The organism is Sedimentibacter sp. MB31-C6, from assembly GCF_035934735.1.
In the GTDB taxonomy this organism is placed as follows: Bacteria; Bacillota; Clostridia; order Tissierellales; family Sedimentibacteraceae; genus Sedimentibacter.
The window spans coordinates 1,256,542-1,281,842 of sequence record NZ_CP142396.1 but is presented as its reverse complement, the minus strand read 5'-3'; the positions used below and the strand labels follow the sequence as shown (position 1 = coordinate 1,281,842).

At 30.8% G+C, this 25,301-nt stretch carries 23 protein-coding genes and 1 other annotated feature; of the genes, 17 read left to right on the top strand and 6 right to left on the bottom strand.

Annotated features, from left to right (window positions below; genetic code table 11):
• Window positions 1-16: 16 nt before the first annotated feature.
• The 14 genes from fabG to U8307_RS06045 all read left to right on the top strand — a co-directional run bounded on the left by fabG (window position 17) and on the right by U8307_RS06045 (window position 14,927).
• Window positions 17-748 (top strand): 3-oxoacyl-[acyl-carrier-protein] reductase, encoded by a 732-nt coding sequence (fabG, locus tag U8307_RS06110; RefSeq protein ID WP_326911105.1) that lies wholly within the window; start codon window positions 17-19, stop codon window positions 746-748.
• A 110-nt stretch (window positions 749-858) separates the two neighbouring features.
• Entirely contained in the window at window positions 859-2,103 is a 1,245-nt protein-coding gene (fabF, locus tag U8307_RS06105; protein WP_326911103.1) for a beta-ketoacyl-ACP synthase II, read from the top strand.
• Between the two features lie 11 nt (window positions 2,104-2,114).
• Window positions 2,115-2,540, top strand: coding sequence for a 3-hydroxyacyl-ACP dehydratase FabZ (fabZ, locus tag U8307_RS06100; protein ID WP_326911101.1), 426 nt, complete (start codon window positions 2,115-2,117; stop codon window positions 2,538-2,540).
• Between the two features lie 497 nt (window positions 2,541-3,037).
• Entirely contained in the window at window positions 3,038-3,364 is a 327-nt protein-coding gene (locus tag U8307_RS06095) for a hypothetical protein (RefSeq protein ID WP_326911099.1), read from the top strand.
• Window positions 3,351-5,333, top strand: a complete 1,983-nt coding sequence (locus tag U8307_RS06090; RefSeq protein WP_326911098.1) for a V-type ATP synthase subunit I — start codon at window positions 3,351-3,353, stop codon at window positions 5,331-5,333. The genes U8307_RS06095 and U8307_RS06090 overlap by 14 nt, the downstream gene beginning before the upstream one ends.
• A complete protein-coding gene (locus tag U8307_RS06085; protein ID WP_326911097.1) occupies window positions 5,334-5,813 on the top strand; it encodes a V-type ATP synthase subunit K in 480 nt (159 codons plus the stop codon).
• Window positions 5,814-5,854: 41 nt separating this feature from the next.
• Window positions 5,855-6,436 (top strand): V-type ATP synthase subunit E, encoded by a 582-nt coding sequence (locus U8307_RS06080; RefSeq protein ID WP_326911095.1) that lies wholly within the window; start codon window positions 5,855-5,857, stop codon window positions 6,434-6,436.
• A gap of 27 nt (window positions 6,437-6,463) precedes the next feature.
• Entirely contained in the window at window positions 6,464-7,471 is a 1,008-nt protein-coding gene (locus tag U8307_RS06075; RefSeq protein ID WP_326911093.1) for a V-type ATP synthase subunit C, read from the top strand.
• Window positions 7,464-7,784, top strand: a complete 321-nt coding sequence (locus U8307_RS06070; RefSeq protein ID WP_326911091.1) for a V-type ATP synthase subunit F — start codon at window positions 7,464-7,466, stop codon at window positions 7,782-7,784. Before U8307_RS06075 ends, U8307_RS06070 begins: the two co-directional genes overlap by 8 nt.
• Window positions 7,785-7,830: 46 nt before the next feature.
• A complete protein-coding gene (locus tag U8307_RS06065) occupies window positions 7,831-9,603 on the top strand; it encodes a V-type ATP synthase subunit A (RefSeq protein WP_326911089.1) in 1,773 nt (590 codons plus the stop codon).
• 1 nt (window position 9,604) lies between these two features.
• The gene (locus tag U8307_RS06060) at window positions 9,605-10,981 is read left to right on the top strand and encodes a V-type ATP synthase subunit B (RefSeq protein WP_326911087.1); all 1,377 of its coding nucleotides are present in this window, start codon (window positions 9,605-9,607) and stop codon (window positions 10,979-10,981) included.
• Window positions 10,982-10,998: 17 nt separating this feature from the next.
• Entirely contained in the window at window positions 10,999-11,691 is a 693-nt protein-coding gene (locus U8307_RS06055) for a V-type ATP synthase subunit D (protein WP_326911085.1), read from the top strand.
• A gap of 169 nt (window positions 11,692-11,860) precedes the next feature.
• Entirely contained in the window at window positions 11,861-12,901 is a 1,041-nt protein-coding gene (locus U8307_RS06050) for an NAD(P)H-dependent flavin oxidoreductase (RefSeq protein WP_326911083.1), read from the top strand.
• Between the two features lie 137 nt (window positions 12,902-13,038).
• Window positions 13,039-13,238 (top strand) — a binding site (T-box leader).
• Window positions 13,239-13,367: 129 nt separating this feature from the next.
• Complete coding sequence (locus tag U8307_RS06045; protein ID WP_326911081.1) at window positions 13,368-14,927, top strand: sodium/proline symporter; 1,560 nt, start codon at window positions 13,368-13,370, stop codon at window positions 14,925-14,927.
• 56 nt (window positions 14,928-14,983) lie between these two features.
• Here U8307_RS06045 and U8307_RS06040 read toward each other — a convergent pair whose 3' ends face one another.
• The 6 genes from U8307_RS06040 to aroF are packed head-to-tail and all read right to left on the bottom strand — an operon-like array spanning window position 14,984 to window position 20,199.
• On the bottom strand, window positions 14,984-15,472 hold the full coding sequence (locus U8307_RS06040; protein WP_326911079.1) for a shikimate kinase: 489 nt from the start codon (window positions 15,470-15,472) through the stop codon (window positions 14,984-14,986).
• Window positions 15,465-15,743, bottom strand: a complete 279-nt coding sequence (locus tag U8307_RS06035) for a chorismate mutase (protein ID WP_326911077.1) — start codon at window positions 15,741-15,743, stop codon at window positions 15,465-15,467. Before U8307_RS06035 ends, U8307_RS06040 begins: the two co-directional genes overlap by 8 nt.
• Complete coding sequence (gene aroC / locus U8307_RS06030) at window positions 15,734-16,825, bottom strand: chorismate synthase (protein ID WP_326911075.1); 1,092 nt, start codon at window positions 16,823-16,825, stop codon at window positions 15,734-15,736. The genes U8307_RS06035 and aroC overlap by 10 nt, the downstream gene beginning before the upstream one ends.
• The gene (gene aroA / locus U8307_RS06025; protein ID WP_326911073.1) at window positions 16,806-18,050 is read right to left on the bottom strand and encodes a 3-phosphoshikimate 1-carboxyvinyltransferase; all 1,245 of its coding nucleotides are present in this window, start codon (window positions 18,048-18,050) and stop codon (window positions 16,806-16,808) included. The genes aroC and aroA overlap by 20 nt, the downstream gene beginning before the upstream one ends.
• Window positions 18,051-18,105: 55 nt before the next feature.
• Window positions 18,106-19,170: a 3-dehydroquinate synthase gene (gene aroB, locus U8307_RS06020; protein WP_326911071.1), complete on the bottom strand. Its 1,065-nt coding sequence runs from the start codon at window positions 19,168-19,170 to the stop codon at window positions 18,106-18,108.
• A 15-nt stretch (window positions 19,171-19,185) separates the two neighbouring features.
• On the bottom strand, window positions 19,186-20,199 hold the full coding sequence (gene aroF, locus U8307_RS06015) for a 3-deoxy-7-phosphoheptulonate synthase (RefSeq protein WP_326911069.1): 1,014 nt from the start codon (window positions 20,197-20,199) through the stop codon (window positions 19,186-19,188).
• A gap of 166 nt (window positions 20,200-20,365) precedes the next feature.
• On the opposite strand from aroF, the gene U8307_RS06010 reads away from it, so the two are divergent.
• From U8307_RS06010 to U8307_RS06000, 3 genes are all read left to right on the top strand, one after another.
• Window positions 20,366-22,210 (top strand): S-layer homology domain-containing protein, encoded by a 1,845-nt coding sequence (locus U8307_RS06010; RefSeq protein WP_326911067.1) that lies wholly within the window; start codon window positions 20,366-20,368, stop codon window positions 22,208-22,210.
• A 79-nt stretch (window positions 22,211-22,289) separates the two neighbouring features.
• Window positions 22,290-23,516, top strand: coding sequence for an NAD(P)/FAD-dependent oxidoreductase (locus U8307_RS06005; RefSeq protein ID WP_326911066.1), 1,227 nt, complete (start codon window positions 22,290-22,292; stop codon window positions 23,514-23,516).
• Between the two features lie 174 nt (window positions 23,517-23,690).
• Window positions 23,691-25,301: an ABC transporter substrate-binding protein gene (locus tag U8307_RS06000; RefSeq protein WP_326911064.1), complete on the top strand. Its 1,611-nt coding sequence runs from the start codon at window positions 23,691-23,693 to the stop codon at window positions 25,299-25,301.

Genomic DNA, 25,301 nt, shown 5'->3' with positions numbered 1-25,301 from the left:
TTAAGAAAGGAATATTATGAAAACTGCAATAGTAACAGGAGCTTCCAAAGGTATAGGAGCAGTTATAGCTACAAGGTTAAATGAGTTAGGATATAACCTTGTTTTGAATTACAGAAGCAATACCAAATCAATGGAAGAGTTAATAAAAAGTTTTACAAATAAAGATACACAAAACTTGATAATACAATGTGATATTTCAAAATATAATGAAGCTAAAAATCTAATAGAAGAAGCATACTCAAAGTTTGGTGCTGTGGATGTTTTAATTAATAATGCAGGAATTACAAAGGATAATATTTTACCTCTTATGGCTGAGGAAGAATTTGATTTAGTTATAGATACAAATTTAAAGGGAACTTTTAATTGCTGTAAACACATATCAAAGAAGATGTTAAAACAAAAATATGGAAGAGTAATTAATATTTCATCTGTAGTAGGTCTTGCAGGAAATGCTGGTCAAGTTAATTATTCTGCCTCTAAGGCTGGCATAATTGGACTGACTAAGTCTATGGCAAGAGAATTAGCTAGGAAGAACATATTAGTAAATGCAATAGCACCAGGATTTATTCAAACGGAAATGACTGATAAAATCCCTGAAGATACAAGAAAAGAAATGATGAAAAACATACCATTGCAAAGATTAGGCCAACCGAAAGATATTGCTGATGCAGTTGAATTTTTAATATCAGAAAAATCATCTTATATAACTGGTCAAATTTTATCTGTTAATGGTGGATTTTATATGTAACGAATATAAATGAACTATAACTAACGATTAGATAACTGTAGAGTATGCATTGTATCAATGAGGAATTATTGTTAAACAAATGCTTGTAATTATTGAAAATGGAGGAAATAATGAAAAAAAGAGTAGTTATAACTGGAATGGGAGTTGTAAGTCCTATAGGAACTGGTTTAGAAACATTTTGGGAAAATGTCAAAAAGGGAAAATGTGGAATAAGTCCAATTGAATCTTTTGATACAACAGATTACAGTGTTAAGTTAGCAGGAGAAGTAAAGGATTTTAATCCAGTTGATTATATGGAAAAAAAAGAAGCAAAGAGACAAGATAGATATAGTCAATTTGCAGTTGTTGCATCTGATTTAGCAGTTAAGGATTCAGGCCTTGATATTGAAAATGTAGATAGTAATAGGTTTGGTGTTATAGTAGGAAGTGCAGTTGGTGGTATCCACACGATTGAAAAGGAACATGAAAAGTTATTAACAAAGGGTCCAAATAGAGTTTCAACATTTTTTATACCAATGATGCTTTCTAACATTGCATCAGGGTTAGTGGCTATCAAATATAAGGCGAAAGCGGTAAATTTTAGTACAGTTACTGCATGTGCTACAGGTGCAAATGCTATTGGAGAGTCTTTTAGAAAAATACAAAATGGTGAATGTGATGTAATGATTACTGGAGGAGCTGAAGCAGCTATAACTCCATGTTCTATTGCAGGTTTTACTGCTTTAACTACACTATCTACAACTACAGATGCAAATAGAGCATCAATTCCTTTTGACAAAGAAAGAAGTGGTTTTGTAATGGGTGAAGGCGCAGGTATTTTAGTTTTAGAAGATTATGACCATGCAGTTAACAGAGGAGCTAAAATATATGCTGAAGTAGTAGGTTATGGTGCTACATGCGATGCGTATCACATGACATCTCCAGATCCAAACTCAGAAGGTGCATCAAAGTCTATGGAAAATGCAATTAAGGATGCAGATATAGAACCACAAGATATAGGTTATATTAATGCTCATGGAACAAGTACATTATATAATGATAAATTTGAAACACAGGCTATTAAAAAAATATTCAGTGATTATGCAAAAGAAGTACCAATAAGCTCAACTAAATCTATGACTGGGCATCTTTTAGGAGCTGCTGGGGCTGTTGAAGCAATAGTGTGTGCTAAAGCTTTAGAAGATTCATATATTCCAGCAACTATCAATCATAAAGTGTCAGATCCTGATTTAGGATTGAATTTTGTTCCTAATGTAGGAATTAATAAGGAAATTGGTTACGCTCTTTCTAATGCCTTTGGTTTTGGTGGACATAATGCAACTTTAGTTATAAAAAGATATATTAAAAATAGTTAATGGAGTCAAAAATGGAATACGATATTAATAAAATTCAAAATATTATACCACATAGATATCCAATGTTGTTAATTGACAAGATTGTTGAAATTGAGGCAGGTATAAAAGCAGTTGGGGTAAAAAATGTTACTATGAATGAACAATACTTTCAAGGACATTTTCCTGGGAATCCTGTTATGCCAGGGGTATTAATAATTGAGGCTTTAGCGCAAACAGGAGCAGTAGCAATTTTATCCTTGGACAAATTTAAAAATAAGACAGTTTATTTTGGTGGAATTAAAAGTGCTAAATTTAAGAGTAAGGTAATTCCAGGAGATACACTAAAACTTGTTACAAAAATAACAAAGTTAAGAGGGAGTTTTGGAATTGGTACAGCAACTGCATATGTTGAAGATAAAATTGCAGCAGAGGCAGAGTTAATATTTGTTGTTGAGTAAATTAGTTTTATTGGTTGTACAAATCAACTAAATATGTTATAATGTAAATGTAAAGATAAACTTTTATTATTAATAATAAAAGTTTATTTTTATAAATAATTTAATATTCTAGAATATTATTCTAGAATAACTATTATGAAATATAATGCTTTTCAATTTGCATATTGTTAAAATTTAATCAAACATTATAGGAGATTTACTTAATTTTCTAATTTATTTTCTTATATAGGGTTGGTTTAAGTTAACTTTGTCACTAATCTAAATATTTTTAAATATAATTCTTGTTAACACATTAATAGTAAATAAAATAAAAAAATTAGGTAAAAATGAAATTTATATAGTTGTTGTTATTATGGAATTTGTCAAATGATTTATTGTTAAATTTTGTAATTAATAATATGAGCCTATTGACAAAAGATATATTATATTCTAATATTAATGTACAATGGAGTTAGTTTTACCATTTTCAAAAAATTAAAAATAGAGGTGGTGGTATAGTGTCTATTGATGTTATCAAGGTAATAAGGGAGGCTGAGGATAAAGCTGAATTAATAAAGAAGGAAGCTACTCAACAGTCAAAACAAATTATTACCAATGCTAATGCTGAGGCATCACGTATTTTAGAAGAAGCAAGGAATATTGCTGAATCCAAAAGGTCTGATGTCTTTAAGAAGGCAGAGTCTGAAGGGCAATTGCTTTATGACGATATTATTAAAAATACAACTAAAGAATGCGAAGATATTTTAAATCAGGCTGATAAAAACATGGATGATGCAGCATCAATTATACTGGAAAGGATAGTGAAGACCAGTGGCAATAGTTAAAATGAACAAAATTAGCATTATAGGTTTGGATAACATTAAGTCTGGTCTAATAAAGGAAATCATGGATTTGGGAGTTGTAGAAATAAGCACTCAAGACTCAAAGCTTACAGATTCCCAATGGATTTCATATATAGAAAAGGATGGGAATGAAAATGAAGTCCTTAACTATGATGCGAAAATTTCTAAAATTAAAGAAGTAATAGAAAGTTTAGAAAAGTATGACAAAAGTAAGAAACCCCTTCTCAATACCAGAAAAATCGTTACAGTTAACGAGTTTGAAAACGCTATATCTGGCAAAGAAAAAATTGAAGATATTTCAGAAGCAATTCTTAAGCTTAATAAGGCTATGAACGAACTCAGTTCAGAAGAAAATAAAATAAACGCAAACATAATGAGCCTCAAGCCTTGGATAAACTATAAGATTCCTCTTGAAGTAAATGAAACTAAATATACTAGTTTTTTTATTGGAGTTATTCCTAATATGGTTAGTGTTGATAATTTAAAAGCAGATGTTGAAAATAAAACAAACAGATGTTATATAGACATTGTTGGCAGTGATAAGGATCAATACTATTTATCTATTATATGTTTAAAAAACGAGTATGAAGAAGTTTATGAAACTTTGAAACAATATGGATTTAATATAGTATCTTTTAATAATTTAAGTGGAACCGTATCAGAAAATATTATAGAAAACGAAAAGAAAATTAAAAGCATTTCTGCTGAAAAGGAAAGTATAAAAGCAGAAATATCTAGTTATGTTAATCACAAAGAAGATATAGAGTTGTTACATGATTATTTAGTAATGGAAAGAGACAAATGTAAAATACTCAATAATATGCTAAAAACTGAAAAGACATTTTATATAGAAGGTTGGATTCCTGAAAATAGCAAAGAGCAAGTAGAACATATCCTCCTTGAGAATGAATGTTGGTATGAAATTAATATACCTGACGATGATGAGGAACATCCAATACTTCTTAACAACAATTCTTTTGCTAGACCTTTCGAGTCCATTACAGAATTATATAGCATGCCATCTTCATCTAATATAGATCCAACTTTTGTTATGTCACCATTTTATTTTATGTTTTTTGGATTGATGTTAGCTGATGTAGGTTATGGTTTAATTATGGCACTAGCATGTTTTTTAGTTTTAAAGAAATTTAAAATTGAAGGTACTATGCAAAAGATGCTTAAAATGTTCTTTTATTGTGGTATTTCAACTGCATTTTGGGGAGTAATGTTTGGCAGTTGGTTTGGAGATGCTATACCAACAATTGCAAAAGTGTTCTTTAATTCAGATTTTACTATAAATGCCCTTTGGATTAATCCAATGGAACAACCGATGACTCTTCTAATTTTCTCATTTTTGTTTGGAGTAATCCATTTGTTTGTCGGTATGGGTGCTCAGGCATTTATGTTGATTAGAGATGGAAAACCATTAGACGCATTATTTGATATAGGGTTTTGGTATGGTTTTATTATAGGGATTGCATTGTGGCTATTTGGAAATACTGTAATACCAGGGTCTAATCAAATCGGAATGTGGATGACTATAATATTTGCAATTGGTCTCATATTGACACAAGGTAGAGATAAGGAAAATATATTAAGCAAACTTATGAGTGGTGTAATGAGTTTATATAATATAACAAGTTATTTAAGTGATATACTTTCCTATTCAAGATTGTTAGCATTAGGATTGGCTACTGGTGTTGTTTCATCTGTTCTTAGTCTTCTTGGATCTATGGGTGGAGATGGCTTCATTGGTTTTATATTATTTACGATTGTAATGCTAGTAGGGCATACATTTAATTTTGCGATTAATGGACTTGGAGCATTTGTGCATTCAGCAAGGTTGCAGTATGTTGAATTTTTTGGGAAATTCTACGAAGGTGGAGGAGATTCATTTAATCCACTGATGAAAAAAACTAAATATATTAAAATTATTAAGGAGGAAATTTAAATGAATGTTTTAACTAATGGTAATTTTTTGGCAGTATTAGGAGCTGCTGTAGCAGCTCTAGCGGGTATCGGAAGTGCAATTGGAGTAGGAATAGCAGGTCAAGCAGCGGCTGGAGTTATGGCAGAAGATCCTAAAAAATTTGGATCCGCGTTAATTATGCAAGCATTACCTGGTACACAAGGTATATACGGACTTCTTATAGCATTTATTATTTTAAACAAAATAGGCATGCTTGGTGGAGGCATGGCTGAATTATCTGCTGCTCAAGGTGGATTTATTTTATCGGCAGCTCTTCCTATGGGGATAGTTGGTATTATTTCAGCTATACATCAAGGTAAAGTTGCAGCATCAGGAATTATGCTTATTTCAAAGAGACCTGAAGAAATAGCAAAGGCTATGGTTTTTGCAGCTATGGTTGAAACTTATGCCGTTTTAGCTCTTCTTATTTCTTTCCTTATGATAAACGGAGTTGCAATTTAAATTATTATTAATATTAAAATTCAATATAAGGATGTGAAATAATGAGCATTGAAAATATAACTCTGAATATTTTAAATGAAGCAAAAAGTGCTGCGGATATTTCAATAAAAAATGCTGAAGAACGCAGTTTAGAAATTATTAATGAAGCTAAATTACAGGCAGAAACAATTACAAAAGAATATGCAGAGAGAACGAAAAACGAAGCGGAAATTCTTAAAAATAGAAAAGTATCTGCTGCAGAACTTCAATCAAGAAAAATGAAATTAAGTGCTAAGCAAGATGCCATAAAGAAAAGTTTTGAAAAAGCACTTTTAAAGCTAAAAGAAATGCCAGAGGAAAAATATATTGATTTTCTTTCAGAGGAAATTGTGAAAATTCCAAATTGCGAAGGTGTTATAATTTTAAATGAGAATGATAGGGAAAAAATAGGAGAAGAACTTGTAAAAAAAGCAAATGAAAAATTGAAAGATGAAAAGCTATCATTAAGTAAAAAAACAATTCATGCAAGTGGAGGCTTTATTCTTAAAAATGGATCTATAGAAATTAATAGTACTTTTGAAACACTATTAGACTCAATTAAGGATGAACTTACATATGAAGTTGCAAGTACTCTTTTTAAATAATTTTCCTGCCTGAAAGGAGGAATGGCTTTGGCAAAGATAAAAGATACAGATTATTTGTTTTCTACTGCAAGGGTCAGAAGTATAGAAAAATACATGTTGACACATGAAAAGGTAGAAAAAATGATAGATGCAAAGACAACTGAGGATGCATTAAAGGTTTTATATGATAGTAATTATGGGGATGTCAATGAACAAATTTCTGTTAATGATTATGAAAAACTTTTAACTCAAGAGCATAAAAAGACTTATGATTTCATAATGTCTATAGCACCAGAATTAGATAATTTTAATATGTTCTTATATACATATGATTATCATAATTTAAAAGTTATTATGAAATCAGAATATCTAGGTATTGATTCTTCCGATTTATTAGTAAATACTGGGTCAATAGATATTAAAAAACTTAATTATGCTGTAAAGGAAAGAGATTTTTCTGGGTTAACAGAAAATATGGCTTTAGCCTTAAAGGAAATAATAGAAGTATTTCCTAAGAATAAAGACCCTCAGGTTATAGATATAATCTTTGACAAATATTGTTATGAGGAAATGTTAAATAGTGCTAAAAGTTTAAATAGTAAATTTATAGAAGATTATATAAGGCTACAAATTGATACAATTAATTTAAAGACTTATGTAAGGCTTAGAAAAATGAATAAGTCTTGGGATTTCTTTTCAAAGGTTTATATTAAAGGCGGAAAAATATCAGAACAAATATTTATAAAAAATTATGATGAAACATTTGAAAAATTTGCTGACGAGCTTTTTGCATTTGATTTGAGAGATGAATTCATTGAAGGTACAGAATCATTAGAAGAAACAGGTAAGTTTACAGCATTGGAAAAAATATTTGACAATAAACTTCTTAATCATGTTAAATCTGCAAAATATATTTCATATGGAATAGAACCGCTTGTAGGTTATTTGATAGCAAAAGATAATGAGATAAAAATTGCAAGGATTATTTTGGCAGGCAAAATTGCAGGTATCTCTTCAGAACTTATAAAAGAGAGGTTGAGAGAGACTTATGTATAAAATTGGTGTTATTGGTGATAAACAAAGTATCATTGGTTTTCAAGCAGTTGGGTTAGATGTATTTTATTGTTCAACTAAGGAAGAAGCAAAACATACATTAAATAAAATAGCAAAAGAAGATTATGCTATAATTTATATAACTGAAAGTTTTTATAGTGAAATTGATGATACTATACATGAGTATGATGAATTGCGTCTGCCAGCAATTATACCTATACCAAGTATGAAAGAGAAGCTGGGTATAGGAGAAGCAAATATTAAAAAAGCAGTAGAAAAAGCAGTTGGTGCTGACATATTGTTTAACAATGATTAATAATGACAAAAGAGTGTTATAAAAATGAAAGCAGGTGATTATTTAAATGAGCCAAGGTAGGGTTGTAAAAATATCAGGTCCACTTGTTATTGCAGAAGGTATGCAAGAAGCAGATATGTTTGACGTAGTACGTGTAAGTGAGCAGGGTTTGATAGGCGAAATAATAGAGATGCGTGGTGATATGGCATCCATACAGGTATATGAAGAAACAGCAGGATTGGCACCTGGAGCACCCGTTGAAACAACTGGAGCTCAGTTGTCCGTAGAACTTGGACCTGGTCTAATTGAAACGATTTATGATGGGATACAGCGTCCCTTAGAAGAAATTAAAAAGATTGCTGGACCTAATATCACAAGGGGTATAAGTGTTCCTTCATTAGATAGAAATAAAAAATGGGAATTTGTACCTACTACAAAAGTAGGAGATAAAGTTGAAGCTGGAGATATAATAGGTACAGTTCAAGAAACAATGGTTGTACAGCAGAAAATTATGATTCCTTATGGTGTAAGTGGAATTATTGAAAAAATAAATAGTGGTAATTTTACAGTTGAAGAAACTGTGTGTGTTGTTAAAAAAGATAATGGTGAAATTGTAAATGTTTCATTAATGCAAAAATGGCCTGTTAGAAAAGGTAGACCATATAAGGAAAAATTAGTCCCTGATATGCCTCTAGTAACAGGACAAAGAGTTATTGATACTTTGTTTCCTATTTCTAAAGGTGGTGTTGCTGCTGTACCAGGACCTTTCGGTAGCGGTAAAACAGTTGTTCAGCATCAGTTGGCAAAATGGGCAGATGCAGACATAGTTGTTTATATAGGCTGTGGAGAACGTGGAAATGAGATGACAGATGTTTTAATGGAATTTCCTGAATTAAAGGACCCACGTACGGGAGAATCTTTAATGAAGCGTACTGTATTAATTGCCAATACTTCAGATATGCCAGTTGCAGCTCGTGAAGCGTCTATTTATACAGGGATTACAATAGCAGAGTATTTTAGAGATATGGGATATTCTGTTGCACTTATGGCTGATTCAACATCTCGTTGGGCAGAGGCATTACGTGAAATGTCAGGACGACTTGAAGAAATGCCTGGTGAAGAAGGTTATCCAGCTTATTTGGCATCTCGTCTTGCTCAGTTCTATGAAAGAGCAGGAAGAGTAATAAGCTTAGGCAAAGAGGGCAGAGAAGGTACATTGTCTGCTATAGGAGCAGTTTCCCCTCCAGGAGGAGATATATCAGAACCTGTTTCTCAAGCAACATTACGTATAGTTAAAGTATTCTGGGCATTAGACTCACAACTGGCTTATAGACGACATTTCCCAGCTATAAATTGGCTTAACAGTTATTCATTGTATGCAGATAGATTGAGTAAATGGTTTGACGAAAATGTTACTAAAGAATGGTCTGAAATGCGTTCTGAAACTATGATAATTTTGCAGGAAGAAGCAGAATTGAATGAAATAGTTCAGTTAGTCGGTGTTGATTCATTGTCTAGTAATGATAGATTGAAGCTGGAAGCAGCCCAATCTATTAGAGAAGATTATTTGCATCAAAATGCATTCCATGAAGTAGATACGTACACTTCTCTTAATAAACAAAATAAATTATTAAACCTCATTCTAGAATATTATCATAGTGGAATTGAGGCTTTGAAGGAAGATGCTGATTTCAAAGCATTATCTGAGCTTCCTGTTAGAGAGAGAATAGGAAGATTTAAATATACTGAAGAAAAAGATGTAGAAAATGTTTTTGAAGAAATTAAAAAGCAAATTGAAACAGAGATGTCATCTCTTGTAACAAGCAAGGAGGTTGAGTAGTATGATTAGGGAATATAAAACCATATCTGAGGTAGCAGGACCTTTGATGCTTGTAAAAAATGTTGAAAATGTATCTTATGATGAACTTGGAGTTATAGAATTGCCAAGTGGTGAAACAAGAAGTTGTAGGGTTCTTGAAATTAATGGCAGTAATGCATTAGTTCAATTATTTGAAAGTGCAGCTGGTATAAACCTTGCAGAAAGTAAGGTTAAGTTTCTAGGTAGAGGAATGGAACTTGCTGTTTCATACGATATGTTAGGTCGTGTATTTGATGGACTTGGAAGACCTATAGATAATGGTCCAGAAATAATTCCTGAAAAAAGGTTGGATATTAATGGATTACCTATGAATCCTTCAGCAAGGGACTATCCTGATGAATTTATACAAACAGGAGTATCTGCAATTGATGGATTAAATACTCTTGTTAGAGGTCAGAAACTTCCAATATTTTCTGGATCAGGTTTACCACATGCAGACTTGGCTGCACAAATAGCACGTCAAGCTAAAGTTTTAGGAACTGACAGTAAGTTTGCCGTTGTTTTTGCAGCAATAGGTATAACTTATGAAGAAGCAGATTTCTTTATTTCTGACTTTAGACGTACAGGAGCTATTGACAGAACAGTACTTTTCATGAATCTTGCAGATGACCCTGCTATAGAACGTATATCTACTCCACGTATGGCTCTCACTGCAGCTGAATATCTTGCGTTTGAAAAAGGAATGCATGTTCTTGTAATATTAACAGATATCACTAATTATGCAGAAGCACTTCGTGAAGTATCTGCAGCACGTAAGGAAGTACCTGGAAGACGTGGTTATCCTGGATATCTATATACTGACTTAGCAACAATTTATGAAAGAGCTGGAAGAAAGCGTGATATAGATGGTTCAATAACGATGATACCTATACTTACAATGCCTGAGGATGATAAAACACATCCTATTCCAGACTTAACTGGATATATTACTGAAGGTCAGATAATATTATCTCGTGAACTATACAGAAAAGGTATAAAACCTCCAATAGATGTTTTGCCTTCATTATCACGTTTGAAAGACAAAGGTATTGGTAGAGGAAAAACGAGAGAAGATCATTCAGATGTACTAAACCAGTTGTTTGCTGCATATGCCAGAGGTAAAGAAGCAAAAGAACTTATGGCTATTCTTGGTGAAGCTGCACTTTCAGAAGTAGATTTGTATTATGCTAAATTCGCTGATATATTTGAAAAGGAATATGTTTCTCAAGGATATGAAACAAATAGAACTATAGAAGAAACCCTTGAAACAGGATGGAATCTACTTACACTATTGCCTAGAAGTGAATTAAAACGTATAAGAGACGAGTATCTAGACAAATATCTACCAAATCAAGAATAATTGAGAGGTGAATTAGTATGGCAAGGTTAAATGTAAATCCAACCAGAATGGTGTTAACCTCTCTTAAAAAGCGAATAAAGGTTGCTTCCAAAGGTCATAAAATGTTGAAAGATAAACGTGATGAGTTAATGAAGCAGTTTTTAGAACTTGCTAGAGAAAATAAAGCTTTAAGAGAACGGGTTGAAAATCAGTTAGCAGATGCCTTCTCAAATTTTGTTATAGCAAGTGCTGTTATGTCTTCTGAGGTTTTAAATGAAGCTTTAATGTATCCAAAACAAGGTGTTGCTATTGAAGTCGGCAATAAGAATGTTATGAGTGTTGATGTACCTATATTTGATTTTAAAACAACAACCGAAGATACATCAAATATATATCCTTATGGATTTGCAAATACATCAGCTGAGTTAGATAAAGCAATATCTAACTTATCAGAAATATTTCCTATACTTCTTAAATTGGCAGCATTAGAAAAGGAAGTACAATTGTTGGCAGCAGAAATAGAAAAAACCAGAAGGAGAGTTAATGCCTTAGAATATGTTATGATTCCTCAGCTCGAAGAAACAATTAAGTATATTCAAATGAAGCTTGATGAAAATGAAAGAGGAAATCAAACAAGACTAATGAAGGTTAAGGACATGATGGTTGAAGCAGCAATTATAGAAAAACAAGAGAGAACTAAGGCTGCTTGTGATGAATATCGTTCTAAATAATGAAAAACTAATTTGTATATTGTAGGGTATGCGGCATGCATTTTATGCATACTGCGAGACGCATTAAATGCGTCCCCTACTTTTTTTGTTCTTTTTCTTGACAAGGAATTGAATTGAATATATACTTTGATTATCGAATAAATTGATTTAGAAAATAATAGGAGATACTATGAAACTTACAGAACTTAAAATAGGAAATTTAACGGCAAAACTACCTATAATTCAAGGAGGTATGGGAATTGGAGTATCTTTATCGAATTTGGCTGCTGCTGTAGCAAATGAAGGTGGTATTGGAATAATATCAGGGGTACAAATAGGCTTTAGGGAACCTGATTTCGGAAATAATCCTATAGAAGCAAATATTAGAGCAATAAGAAAAGAAATAAAAAGGGCCAGAGAAAAGAGTAAAGGGATTATAGGTATGAATTTTATGGCTTCTATGAATAACTTTGAATTGTATGTAAAAGAAGCTGTAAAAGAAAAAATAGATATAATTGTTTCTGGTGCAGGACTACCGTTTGCTTTACCAAAATTAGTTAAGGGATCTGACACTAAAATAATACCGATTGTATCATCAGCTAAAGCTGCTAGAGTAATTATAAAAAGTTGGTTAAAACATGATAAATTGCCTGATGCTGTTGTTGTAGAAGGACCGCTGGCAGGAGGGCACTTAGGATTCAAAATGGATGAACTTTTAGAAAATAAATGTAAATCCATAAAGGAATTAACTATTGAAGTAAAGGAATTAATTAGTAAATATGAAAAAGAATATAAGGTAAAAATTCCAGTTATTTCAGCAGGGGGAATAAGAACAAAAGAAGATATTGAAGAGTTGAAAGAGGCTGGAGCTGATGGATTTCAATTGGCTTCAATATTTGTTCCGACTATTGAATGTGATGCTCATGAGAATTTTAAATTAGCATATATTAATGCATCTGACGAAGATATTAAGATTATAAAGAGTCCTGTAGGAATGCCTGCAAGAGCAATAACAACAAATTATCTAGCAAAAGCAGAAGAGAAACATGAAATAAAAAGATGCTATAAATGTATGCCTAACTGTAAGCAATCGGAAATACCATACTGTATTTCTGAAGGTTTACTAAATGCTGTTGAGGGAAGAGATGGTCTTGTTTTTTCTGGTGCAAAATTAAATAATGTAAGTCAATTGACAACAGTAAAGGAAGTAATAAATAATTTAATTGGTTGATAGCATTTTCATGCATTGAAATATACATTTATTGACATAAATTCAAGCAAATAAGCATATAAATAAAATTAAGAGTAAAATTTAAAAAATTACTTGACAAAATATATTTATAGGTATATTATCGTATCTAATATAAAATTTTTGCTGTGAAGAGGAATAGTAAAGAAATATGGACTCAGAGAGAAGGTTGATTGGTGAAATACCTTTGTCCCTATATTGATTGAACCCGCCTCGGAGCGTTTGGGAGTAACAACCCAAAGGGCACAACCCTTATTGTAATGAGATACTGTGTTTTTTTAATGCAGTTAGAGTGGTACCGCGGACATCCGCCTCTTATAAGAGGCGGATTTTTTATTATATAGGAAAGTTCAAACGTAATTTTCTTTACCAAAAATGCGACTAAAGTTAGCGGATATTTTGGTGAATGAAACGCAGAAATTTTTAAAATTAAAGAAGGAGGTTCGTTATGAAAGGGGACACATTACAGATTTTAGTATCAATGATTATTTACATGACTGTTATTATAGGTATTGGATTATATTTTGCCAAGCGTGCCAATGAAAGCAGTGAAAATTATTTTTTAGGAGGTAGATCACTTGGTCCGTTTGTTACTGCTATGAGCGCAGAGGCATCTGATATGAGCGGCTGGCTTTTAATGGGTCTTCCAGGAGTTGCCTATTGGTTTGGATTAAGTGATGCTCTTTGGACTGCTATTGGTCTTGGTTTAGGCACATATTTGAATTGGTTGCTTGTGGCTAGAAGACTTCATAGCTATTCAATTGTTGCAGGAGATTCTATAACACTTCCTGATTTTTTTAGCAATAGATTTAAAGAGAAAAATAAAATTATCATGATTATATCAGCAGTTTTTATTTTAGTTTTCTTTACAGTCTATGCTTCTAGCTGTTTCGTTACAGTAGGAAAGCTTTTTAGCACTTTATTTGGATTTAGTTATCAGTCTATGATGATTATAGGGGCAGTATTCGTTTTAGTGTACACATATATTGGAGGTTTTTTGGCAGAAACAGCATCAGATACAATGCAAGGTGTTGTAATGATATTTGCATTAGTAACGATTTTAGTAATTGGTACTGCTGCTGCTGGTGGAGCACAAGTTGTTTTACAAAATGCAAAGTCAATTCCTGGTTTCTTCGAATTTTTTGGAATAGCTTCTCCCACAGTTGAAGAAGGTGTTCAACAAGTTATAAATGGTCAGCCTCAATTTGGTGATTCAGGTAGTTATGGATTGTATACAATATTATCAACTATGGCATGGGGTCTTGGATATTTTGGAATGCCACAGGTACTTTTAAGATTTATGGCAATTAGAGATTCTAAAGAACTTGTATTGTCAAGAAGAATCGCAACGATTTGGGTATTTATATCTCTTTTTTCTGCTGTTGCAATAGGTATTATAGGAAGATCATTATTTCCGATAGCACTACAAACTCAAGGGGCTGCGGAGAATATTTTTATAGTATTATCTTCTAATTTATTACCTTCATTTATTGCTGGTATAGTAATGGCTGGTATTTTGGCTGCTACTATTAGTTCGTCAGATTCTTATTTGTTAATTGCAGCATCTGCATTTGCAAAGAATATTTATCAAGGTATAGTAAAAAAAGATGCATCTGACAGCCAAGTTATGAATATTTCAAGAGTTATATTAATGACTATTACATTAATTGGTATTATAATTGCATTAGATGAAAATAGTATTATATTTACTATAGTTTCCTTCGCATGGGCTGGTTTTGGTGCTACATTTGGACCTATAACATTATTTTCTTTGTTTTGGAAAAGAACAACTAGGGAAGGAGCTATTGCTGGAATGTTATCTGGAGGAATTATGGTATTCTTTTGGAAACTAGTTCTTAAGCCAATGGGCGGAATATTTGGTGTATATGAATTATTACCAGCATTTATAATTTCTTGTATATTAATATATGTTGTTTCTAAAATGACTAGAGAGCCTTCAGAAGATATAATGAAAGAATTTGAATTGGCTAAAAGTAGAGCTAAATAATAGTTGGTATTGTTGTAAGCATACTGGGGAACGCATAAAATGCGTTCTCCTACAAATTATAATGACATTATTATTTTATCAACAGTATCAGATATGGTTGTGTCATTAATGATTTCAATATGACAATATTTCTTATATAAAGTTATTCTTTCGCTATAAAGGTCATATATTTTATTTTTTCCTTCCTGAAGTAAAGGACGTAATTTTATATCTATATCATTTATTATATTTTCTATAGGTCTATTTAAAAATATTATGATAGAATTTTCTTTAAAATAATCTAAATTTTCTTTTCTTTTAACAATGCCACCACCTGTTGAAATGACGACATTACTTAAATTACTAAGTTTTATAGAACATTTAGTTTCTATATTTCTAAAATAGTCTTCGCTTATATTAAACATTTCTTTTATGGTTTTGCCTTCGCAATTTTTAATATAATCATCCATATCAATAAAGTTCATATTAATTTTTTTTGATAGCAGGAATCCTATTGTAGTTTTACCACTACCAGGCATACCAATTATTACAATGTTTTTATTCATTGATATAATCCTTTTCAGCTTTTTGAATATCTTTACAAGTGTTCATAATTTGTATATATATTTTATGTATATAGTTTGAATATTCTTTATTTGTTAAGTGTTCATTGCATTTTTTTAATATTAGATTTTCTCTTTTTTCGTCCAAAACTGGTAATTTATTATCTTTTTTAAATTTTCCAACTTTAAGTACTAAATTAAATCTTTTTTCTAAAAGCCTTACTATTTCTTTATCCAATTCATTTATTTCATTTCGCATTTTTTCTAATTCCATAACTCACCATCTCTTTCTAAAATAGAGTCAAGTATCACCAATGCTGCTGCACCTTCTATAACAGGCAATACTCTTGGAACTATACATGGGTCATGTCGTCCTTCAATTTGAATAAATGTATTTTCCTTGGTAGATATATCAACAGTATTTTGAGTAGTTGAAATTGATGGAGTTGGTTTTATAGCAGTTCTAAATATTATCGGCATTCCATTAGTTATCCCACCTAAAATTCCTCCGTTTCTATTAGTCTTTGTCGAAATCTTACCATCCTTTATTAAAAATGAATCATTAGCATACGAACCAGGAAGTTCTGAAATATGAAAGCCATCACCAAATTCTATACCTTTTATTGCTGGTATTGAAAATATCATATGTGAAAGTTTACTTTCCATTGAATCAAAAAAAGGTTCTCCATATCCGGCGGGTAAGTTGAGTATGTATGTTTCTATAATTCCTCCAAGGGAGTCCCCTTTTTCTTTTACTTTTAAAATTTCTGATTTCATTATTTGCTTTTTATCTTTACTAATAACAGGGAAATTCATTTCTTTTAATTTGCAAATCATATTTTTATTAATTTCAATATCAATTACATCCTTTATATTGAAAATTTGTTTTATCCTGCTACCAATATAAATATTTTTTTGTTCTAAAATTTGCATTGCTATCGCTCCAGCAAATAAGAGGGGTGCTGTAATTCTTCCGGAAAAGTGACCTCCACCGCGATAGTCATTAAATCCTTGATATTTTATATATCCAGTATAATCACTATGACTAGGACGCATTATTGTTTTTAGTTTATCGTAATCATTAGATTTCTTATCATTATTATATATAATTGCACATAAGGGCGTTCCGGTTGTCTTTCCTTCAAAAAATCCGCTTAATATCTTATATGAATCTTTTTCTTTACGAGAAGTCGAGATATCGTTCTTACCTGGTGCACGTTTTTCCATTTGTTTATCTATGTAATCTATATTCAGATTTATTCCAGGAGGCATGCCATCAATAACAATTCCAATTGCTTCTCCATGTGATTCGCCAAATATGCTTAATTTTAACTTGTTACCCCATATTGAGCTCATTAACTTTTCCTCCTAATGATTTATAATCACACCAAAATTGTGGATATGATTTGTTTACAACTTTATAGTTTTCCAATACAATTTCATTTTCACATTTTGTTCCTGCAATAGCCAGAGACATTGCAATGCGGTGGTCATTCCAACTGTTTACTGTAGCATTGCCCTTTAGTTTGCCTTTACCTAATATTATAAGACCATTTTCTGTTTCCTTAACATTTGCACCGAGCTTGTTCATTTCGGTTGTAATTGCTCGTAATCTATCAGTTTCTTTTATTCGCAGACGACCTGCATTTATAATTTTTGTAACTTTATTATCTTTCAATGAAGCAAGTACTGTAAGTGAGGGAATTAAATCTGGTATTTGGGATGCATCTATTTCGATGTTTACATTTGATTCATTATGATAGGCTGCAATTATATCAAAGATTTTTTTATCTCCTTGTGACGAATATTTATTTAATCCTATGCATTTAATTTCACTTCCAAGTTCATTTGCTACAAGGTAAAATGCTGCTTGCGAATAATCTCCTTCAACTTTATAATTTACTGCTTTGTATTGTGAATTACCATATATAATAAATTCTTTGTATCCTTTATTTTCAATATGTATATTAAACATTTTGAGTATGTCCAAGGTCATATCAATATAACCTTTTGATTCCATTTTATCGATAATTCTAATAATAGAATTTTCTTTAAGAAGTGGAAGTATGAACATTAAACCTGTTATAAATTGCGAACTTACACTACCAGATAAATTGTATATACCATGATGCAATCTATTATTAATAGTTAATGGTAATTTTCCATTAGTTGTATTATATGGTATTTGATTATCATTAAATAGTTTATAATAAATATTCAATGGTCTATTAGATAAACTTTCATGTCCTATGAAAGTACATTCATTAGCTAAGTTCATAGCTATAGGAATTAAGAACCTTAATGTTGATCCTGATTCTCTACAGTTTATAGAGATTTTATCTATTATTTGATTTTTCCTTTTTATATGCAGTTTATTATCATTTTTTTTAATTACAGCACCTAGTTTTTCCATTCCTTCAATTGTGGCCTTTATATCATCGGATAATATTATATTTTCTATTGTGCTTTCACCAATTTTACATAATGATGCACATATAATCGCTCTATGACTTAAACTTTTAGATGGTGGAATGTTAATTGTTCCACAGAGTTTTGAAGGTTTAATTATAATTTTCTCCATAATTTTCTCCATTGTTGTGATTATAACTAATAATGATGAGTAAAAGAAATACTATTTATATTAAAAACTTACCTAGGTTTTCAACAGGTAATTTTTTTATAATAGAATCTCCTATTTTATTTAATAAAATTAAATTTAAATTTCCAGAATTATTCTTTTTATCTAAATGAATAATCTTAATTATTTCACTCATATTTACTTTAGGAAAGTTGTAATCAATATTATAATTTAAAAGAATTTCCTTAATTTTGTTAGCAGTTCCTAATTGTGTGTATCCATGAATTTCACTTTTTTGAGTTATATAGTACATTCCAAGTGAAACAGCTTCTCCGTGTGTATATCTTTCATAATTATAATATTTTTCTATGGCATGACCTAAAGTATGACCGAAATTAAGAATCATACGTATATTATAATCTTTCTCATCTTTTTCAACTATTTCTTTTTTAATATTGCAACATATATATATTATATCCTCTATATTTTCAAAAAAATAAGTATTTGATTTTATAGTAAGAAGTTTATTAAAAAAAGAATTATTTTTTATACATGCATATTTTATTATTTCGCCAAGTCCATCCTTTATAAACTTATTCGGAAGGCTATTAAGAAAATTAGGATCAATAATTACCTTTTTTGGGTGATAAAAACTACCAGCCAAATTTTTACCTTGAGGTAGGTTTATTGCTACTTTACCTCCGATGCTTGAATCTATTTGGGCAAGAAGTGTTGTAGGAACTTGAATATAGTCAATTCCTCTTAAATATGTTGAAGCGGCGAATCCTGCTAAATCACCAATAACTCCTCCACCAAAAGCTAATATCAAATCGCCTCTATTAATACCAAATTCTATAAGCTTGGTATAAATGTATGTTAGATTTTCCATAGATTTACTCATTTCACCAGGGTCAACGACTATGAATGAAATATTGTAATTTTCATAATGTAAAATATCTTTTAATTTATTGCCATATAATGCGTACAAATTCTTGTCAGTAACAATTGCTATTTTAGAGCCTTTATAAATTTTTTTTATTTCAACTCCAATATTTTTAAATATATCTCTTTCTATTATAATATTGTAGTTGTTTGAAGTTAAATTAATATCTAAGGATTTCATATTCATACTTCCTAATTAAATTTCTTTGTCTACAGCATTAGAAATAGGTTTTAAGTTATTCATTAAATGCTGAAACTTTTCAGGCAACATAGATTGACCTCCATCTGACATTGCTTCATCAGGATTATTGTGAACTTCTATCATTAAACCATCAGCTCCTGCAGCTATTGCGGCTAAGGCCATTGGTTCTACTAACCACCATAGCCCAGTTCCATGACTTGGATCTACTATTATCGGTAAATGGCTTAATTTTTTAATTATAGGGATTGCGCTTAAATCTAATGTATTTCTTGTGTAGTCTTCAAAGGTTCTTATTCCTCTTTCGCACAGTATTACATTTTCATTACCTTCAGATAATATATATTCAGCTGACATTAAAAGATCTTCAATTGTGGACGAAAGGCCTCTTTTAAGTAATATAGGTGTTTTGGTTTTACCTAGCTCTTTTAACAGTTCAAAGTTTTGCATATTTCTTGCGCCAACTTGAATCACATCAACATTATCGACAAAATCATCAAGAAACTTTATTGAAGTTAATTCACTTACGATAGGTAAACCAGTTAGTTTTCCAGCATATTTCAAAAGTTTTAGTCCTTCGATTCCTAAACCTTGAAAACTATATGGTGAACTGCGTGGTTTAAAGGCACCTCCTCTTAAGAAACTTGCTCCGGATTTTTTTACTGACTTAGCAATTGATACAACTTGCTCTTCGCTTTCAACAGAACATGGTCCTGCTATTATATTAATTTTTTTACTGCCAATTATTTTATCGTTTACTTTTATTTCGGTGTTTTCTGGGTGAAATAATCTGTTTGCCTTCATATATGGTTCTTGGATTAATACAACTTTTTCAACTGCTTTATATTTATTAAATTCTACAGAATCAATATTGTTTTTATCACCTACAACACCAATTATATGGTAATTAAAGCCTTTATTTTCATAAATTTCTAATCCGAGGTTAATTATTTTATCTTTTATTATATTAATATCTGAATCTATAGCGTTTCTATTTATAATCAATAACATACTAATCTCCTAATTTTAGTTCTATTTTAAATCTATCATATTATTAAAAGAAGTCAATAGTTTATTTGATATCACCATTGAAATCTGTGGAATAATTAGATTGCAGAAGTAACATATGTGTGTTATAATTTACTAAAATACGAAAGAAGAAGAAGTAGGAGGTATTATGAATAGTAAGGCTTATAAAATATTATTATTAACTATAGTACTTGCTTTAATGCTTACAACAGCAGTTAATGCTGCAACATTTAATGATATTTCAGATCATTGGGCAAAAAGTTATATAGAAAAAGTAGCAAAAAAAGGCCTAGTTTCAGGTTATAGTAATGGAACTTTTAAACCTGAAGAAAATGTGACTGTACTGGAAGCATTGGTTATGCTGTCAAGATTATATGATATTGACGAAGATATTATGGATGAAATAATAGAAGAATATGAACCAGTTTTAGAGGACATGCCTAACACTAAAGATAATGAGTGGTCATTTGAATATTTGTCAGTAGTAATTGAGCTTGGAATAGTTTCAGAAAGTGGCATGGAGAAAATGTTTAAAAACAAGTCGATTTTTCAACCTGCAACAAAAGAAGAAATATCAATTCTTATGGCAAAAGCAATGATGTTAGGTGAGGAAGCCGAGGAGTTAAAGGTGTATACTTTACCTTTTAAAGATGTTGCAGAAATATCAACAGCAGCTAGGCCATATATTTATATAATGTATGATAGAGATATTCTTCAAGGTGATAACAATAAAAAAATTAATCCTAAAGATAAAATTACACGCGCTGTTATGGCAACTATGTTAGATAGAGCATATGAATATATTGATGATGAGGAAATAGAGCCGAACTTTGAAAACTATCAACCTACTACAATTATTAGTGGTACGATAACAGAAATTTCTGAAGGATCAGTTGAATCTTACATAAATATATTAAAAAATAATGAAGAAACTGTTATGGTTAAGATAAATGATGATACTAAGTTTAAACTTAATGGAAAATCATCAAAATTTTCAAAGTTAGATGAGGACATGACAGTAACATGTAAAATCAACGATAAAAATATAGCACTTTCTATTGAGGCAGATGATTCAGTTAAAATAGTTAGAGGTATAATCTCCTATGTTGCATACTCATCTCCAGCATCAATTACAATAAAAGATGAAGATGGAGATAAGTTAAAATTTAATGTATCATCTGATGTAGACGTGTATTTGGATGGTAAAGAAACTGAACTTAAAAATTTAGATGATGATGATGAAATAACTTTAATGATAGAGGATGATAGAGTAGTTCAAATTAATTCAATTAGCAGGATTCAACATTATGATGGTGTAATCACAGCTATTAATTACGCAAGTTTTCCTATAAAGTTGTCGATAAAAACTAATGATGGAAAAGTTATGACTTTTGAATTTAATAGCGATGTTGATGTAACAAGAAATGATGATGATTCTAGTTTTGATCAAGTTAGAGTAGGTGATATTGTTACTGTTACTACTAAATATGGTGAAATGATTAGAATTAATACAGAAGCTGCTGAAGCAGAATTAAGTGGAACAATAAAGGAAATTTTAATTGCTCCTATCAGTAAAATTAAAATTGCTGATGAAGATGGTGATGTTGAGGAATATTCAATAAGTAACAATGTTAAAATAAATTTGGGAGAAAAAAATGCCACAATTTATGATTTGAGACTTGGGTATCATGTTTATGTTAATACATCTGGTGATGAAATAGCTACTATAGAAGCATCAGAATTACAAACAGCCAAAAATTTCTCTGGAAAAGTTATTTATGTAAATTCAGATGAAAAACTTATAATGATGCAGAATATTAAGGAAAATGGCCAAACAGAACTTATTCATTTAAGAGTTACAAACAGTACAAAAATATTTGATACTTCGGGAAAAACAGAGTATATGAAGAATATAGAAGAGGGTGAAAATATTATTAGTACTGCTTTGTCACAAGGTGGAGAGTATGTTGCAGTAAGTATAATGTTACAGTAAATAGATAAAATAAATAAAATAGATAAAAAGCATATCACATGATATGCTTTTTCATTATCAATATTTGAATGGAGTTTATATGAAATATGATGTGATAATAATTGGGGCAGGGCCTGGGGGACTTTTCAATGCCCTAACTATTAGAAATAAAAAGGTTATGGTTTTAGAAAAAAATGATATTCCTGGTAAAAAAATTCTCATATCAGGGGCTGGTCAATGCAATTATACAAACAATTGCGATTTAGATAATTTTTTAAAAAGTTACGGAGACAAGGGCAGATTTTTAAAACCTTCATTATACAATTTTACAAACAAGGATTCTATTGAATTTTTTAAAAAATTTGGATTAGAAAGTATAACAAGAGATGATAATAAGGTATTTCCAAAATCATTTAATTCAAAGGATATTCTAAATGTATTAATTGAAGGCTGCAAAGAGAAAGGCGTAGAGTTAAAATATAACTGTAAAGTTGATAGATTAGGGTATGATGAATACAATAAATTATTTATTGTTAAAACACAGGAAGAATCTTTTGCCTGTGAAAATCTTGTAATTGCAACTGGAGGAATGTCATATCCAAATACTGGTTCAACTGGTGACGGCTATGGATTTGCAGAAAGTTTAGGTCATACAATAATAGCTCCAAAAGAAGCCTTGACGCCAGTTTATATTAAGAATTATTGTTTTGGAGACTTGTCGGGTATTTCTTTTGAAAATATAAAAATTTCATTATATAAGAGCAATAAGAAAGTTAAAGATTTTACTGGAGATATGCTATTTACTCATTCAAATTTATCTGGTCCAGTAATTATAAATAATTCACGATATATGGATAGTAAAGATATATTAAAAATTAATTTTACATCATATAAAAATGAAGAGGAATTTAGAAATTATTTTGAAAATAAAATATCTCTTAGTGGAAAATTAAAAGTAAAAACAATATTAAAAGAATTGAATTTACCTAAACGGTTCATTGATAAAATATTAGGATTGTCAAAAATTGACGATGATATAATATGTAGTCAGTTACCTAAACAAAGTCGGAAAAAAATCATTGAACTATTATCTAATAATAAGATGACAATAGAAAAGCTTGGAGGATTTCATATTGCCATGGTGACTAAGGGTGGTGTAGCAACTGATGAAATAAATTCTAAAACAATGGAATCAAAAATAATAAAAAATCTATATTTTGTTGGTGAGGTTATGGATATAGATGGGAATACAGGAGGATTTAATTTACAAGCAGCCTTTTCAACTGGTAAGCTGGCAGCAGAAAATATAATCGCAAAAAATTCTTGATTTTTGAGTTTTGTGTGATATAATATTCCTATTGTTTGAAGACAATACATATGTTGATGAACAACATTTAAAATATTTGTAAAATTATATAAAAGAGTAAAGCCACGAAGGTTTCAGTCACTTAAGAATAAGTGATATCTTTGTGGTTTTTTGTTTTATGTAAGGGAGGGTAATATGAAAAAGAACTATTTGTTATTAATTTTATCTATTGTGATAATGCTATTATCAGTTACTAGTTGTAGTAATGATAGTGGTGATTTAACTAATGTTGTAAATGAAAATGAAACTAAAGATACAATAGTTATGGCCATAGGATCTGAACCTGATGAAGGGTTTAACCCAATATATGGTTGGGGAAGGTATGGTAGTCCATTAATTCAAAGCACTTTAGTTGAAACAAATGCGAATATGGAAATCGTAGGGGATTTGGCAACTGATTATACTATAAGTGATGACTCTTTAACTTGGACATTTAATTTAAGAGAAAATGCTTATTTTACAGATGGAGAATTAGTAACTGCCGATGATGTAGTGTTTACATATGAAAAGGCAAAAGAAAGTAATTCTATTGTTGATTTAACTGTGTTGGAATCAATAAAGGCGGTGGATGAATTTACTGTACAAATGAAATTATCAAGACCAGAGTCAGCTTTTATTTATAGTATATCTAAAACTGGAATTGTTCCAGAACATGTATACGATAATGAATACGGTGAAAAACCAATTGGTAGTGGACCTTTTAAATTTGTTCAATGGGACAAAGGCCAGCAATTAATACTTGAGGCTAATGAAGAGTATTATGGAAATATCCCTGAAATGAAAAAGGTAGTTATTTTATTTATGGAAGAAGATGCAGCTTTAATAGCAGCACAGACAGGTACTTTAGATGTAGCAATGACAGTTCCAAGCATGTCAAGTGTTGAAATTGAAGGAATGAATTTATATAGTGCAGATACTATTGATAATAGAGGTATAACACTTCCTGTGGTTTCTAATGAGGGAAAAACTACTTCAGAAGGTTATCCTATAGGGAATGATGTTACATCTGATATAGCAATAAGAAGAGCATTATCTTATGGGCTCGATAGAAATAAAATGATTGAGGATGTATTAAGTGGATATGGTGTTCCTGCTTATACAGAGGCTGACAATATGCCTTGGTTTAATGAGGATTGTATAATTGAATATGATATAGAGAATGCTAAAAGTATATTAGAAGAAACTGGTTGGATTGATAGCGATAATGACGGTATAAGAGAAAAAGATGGATTAAAGGCTGAATTTTCTTTGATTTATGCAGCTGGAGATTCTGTTAGACAAGGTCTCGCATTGTCTGCTTCGAATCAAGCTAAAGATTTAGGAATATCTATAAAAGTTGAAGGTTTAAGTTGGGATGAAATAGATAAGCGTATGTTTAGAGATCCAGTATTAATGGGTTGGGGTGATCAAACTCCAATGGAAACATATATGCTTTATCACAGCAGTAATAAAGGCGTAGATTATTATAATCCAGAGAATTATTCTAATGAAATTGTTGATAAATATATGGAACAGGCATTAGAAGCAACTGATTCACAAATTGCTAATGAATTGTGGAAAAAGGCGCAGTGGGATGGAAAAACAGGAACATCAACCCTTGGAGATAGTCCATGGGTTTGGTTAGTAAATATAGACCATCTATATTATGTAAAAGAGGGATTAGATGTTGGACAGCAAAAAATACATCCTCATGGACATGCATGGCCTCTTGCTGCAAACTTAAGAGATTGGAAATGGATTAAGTAA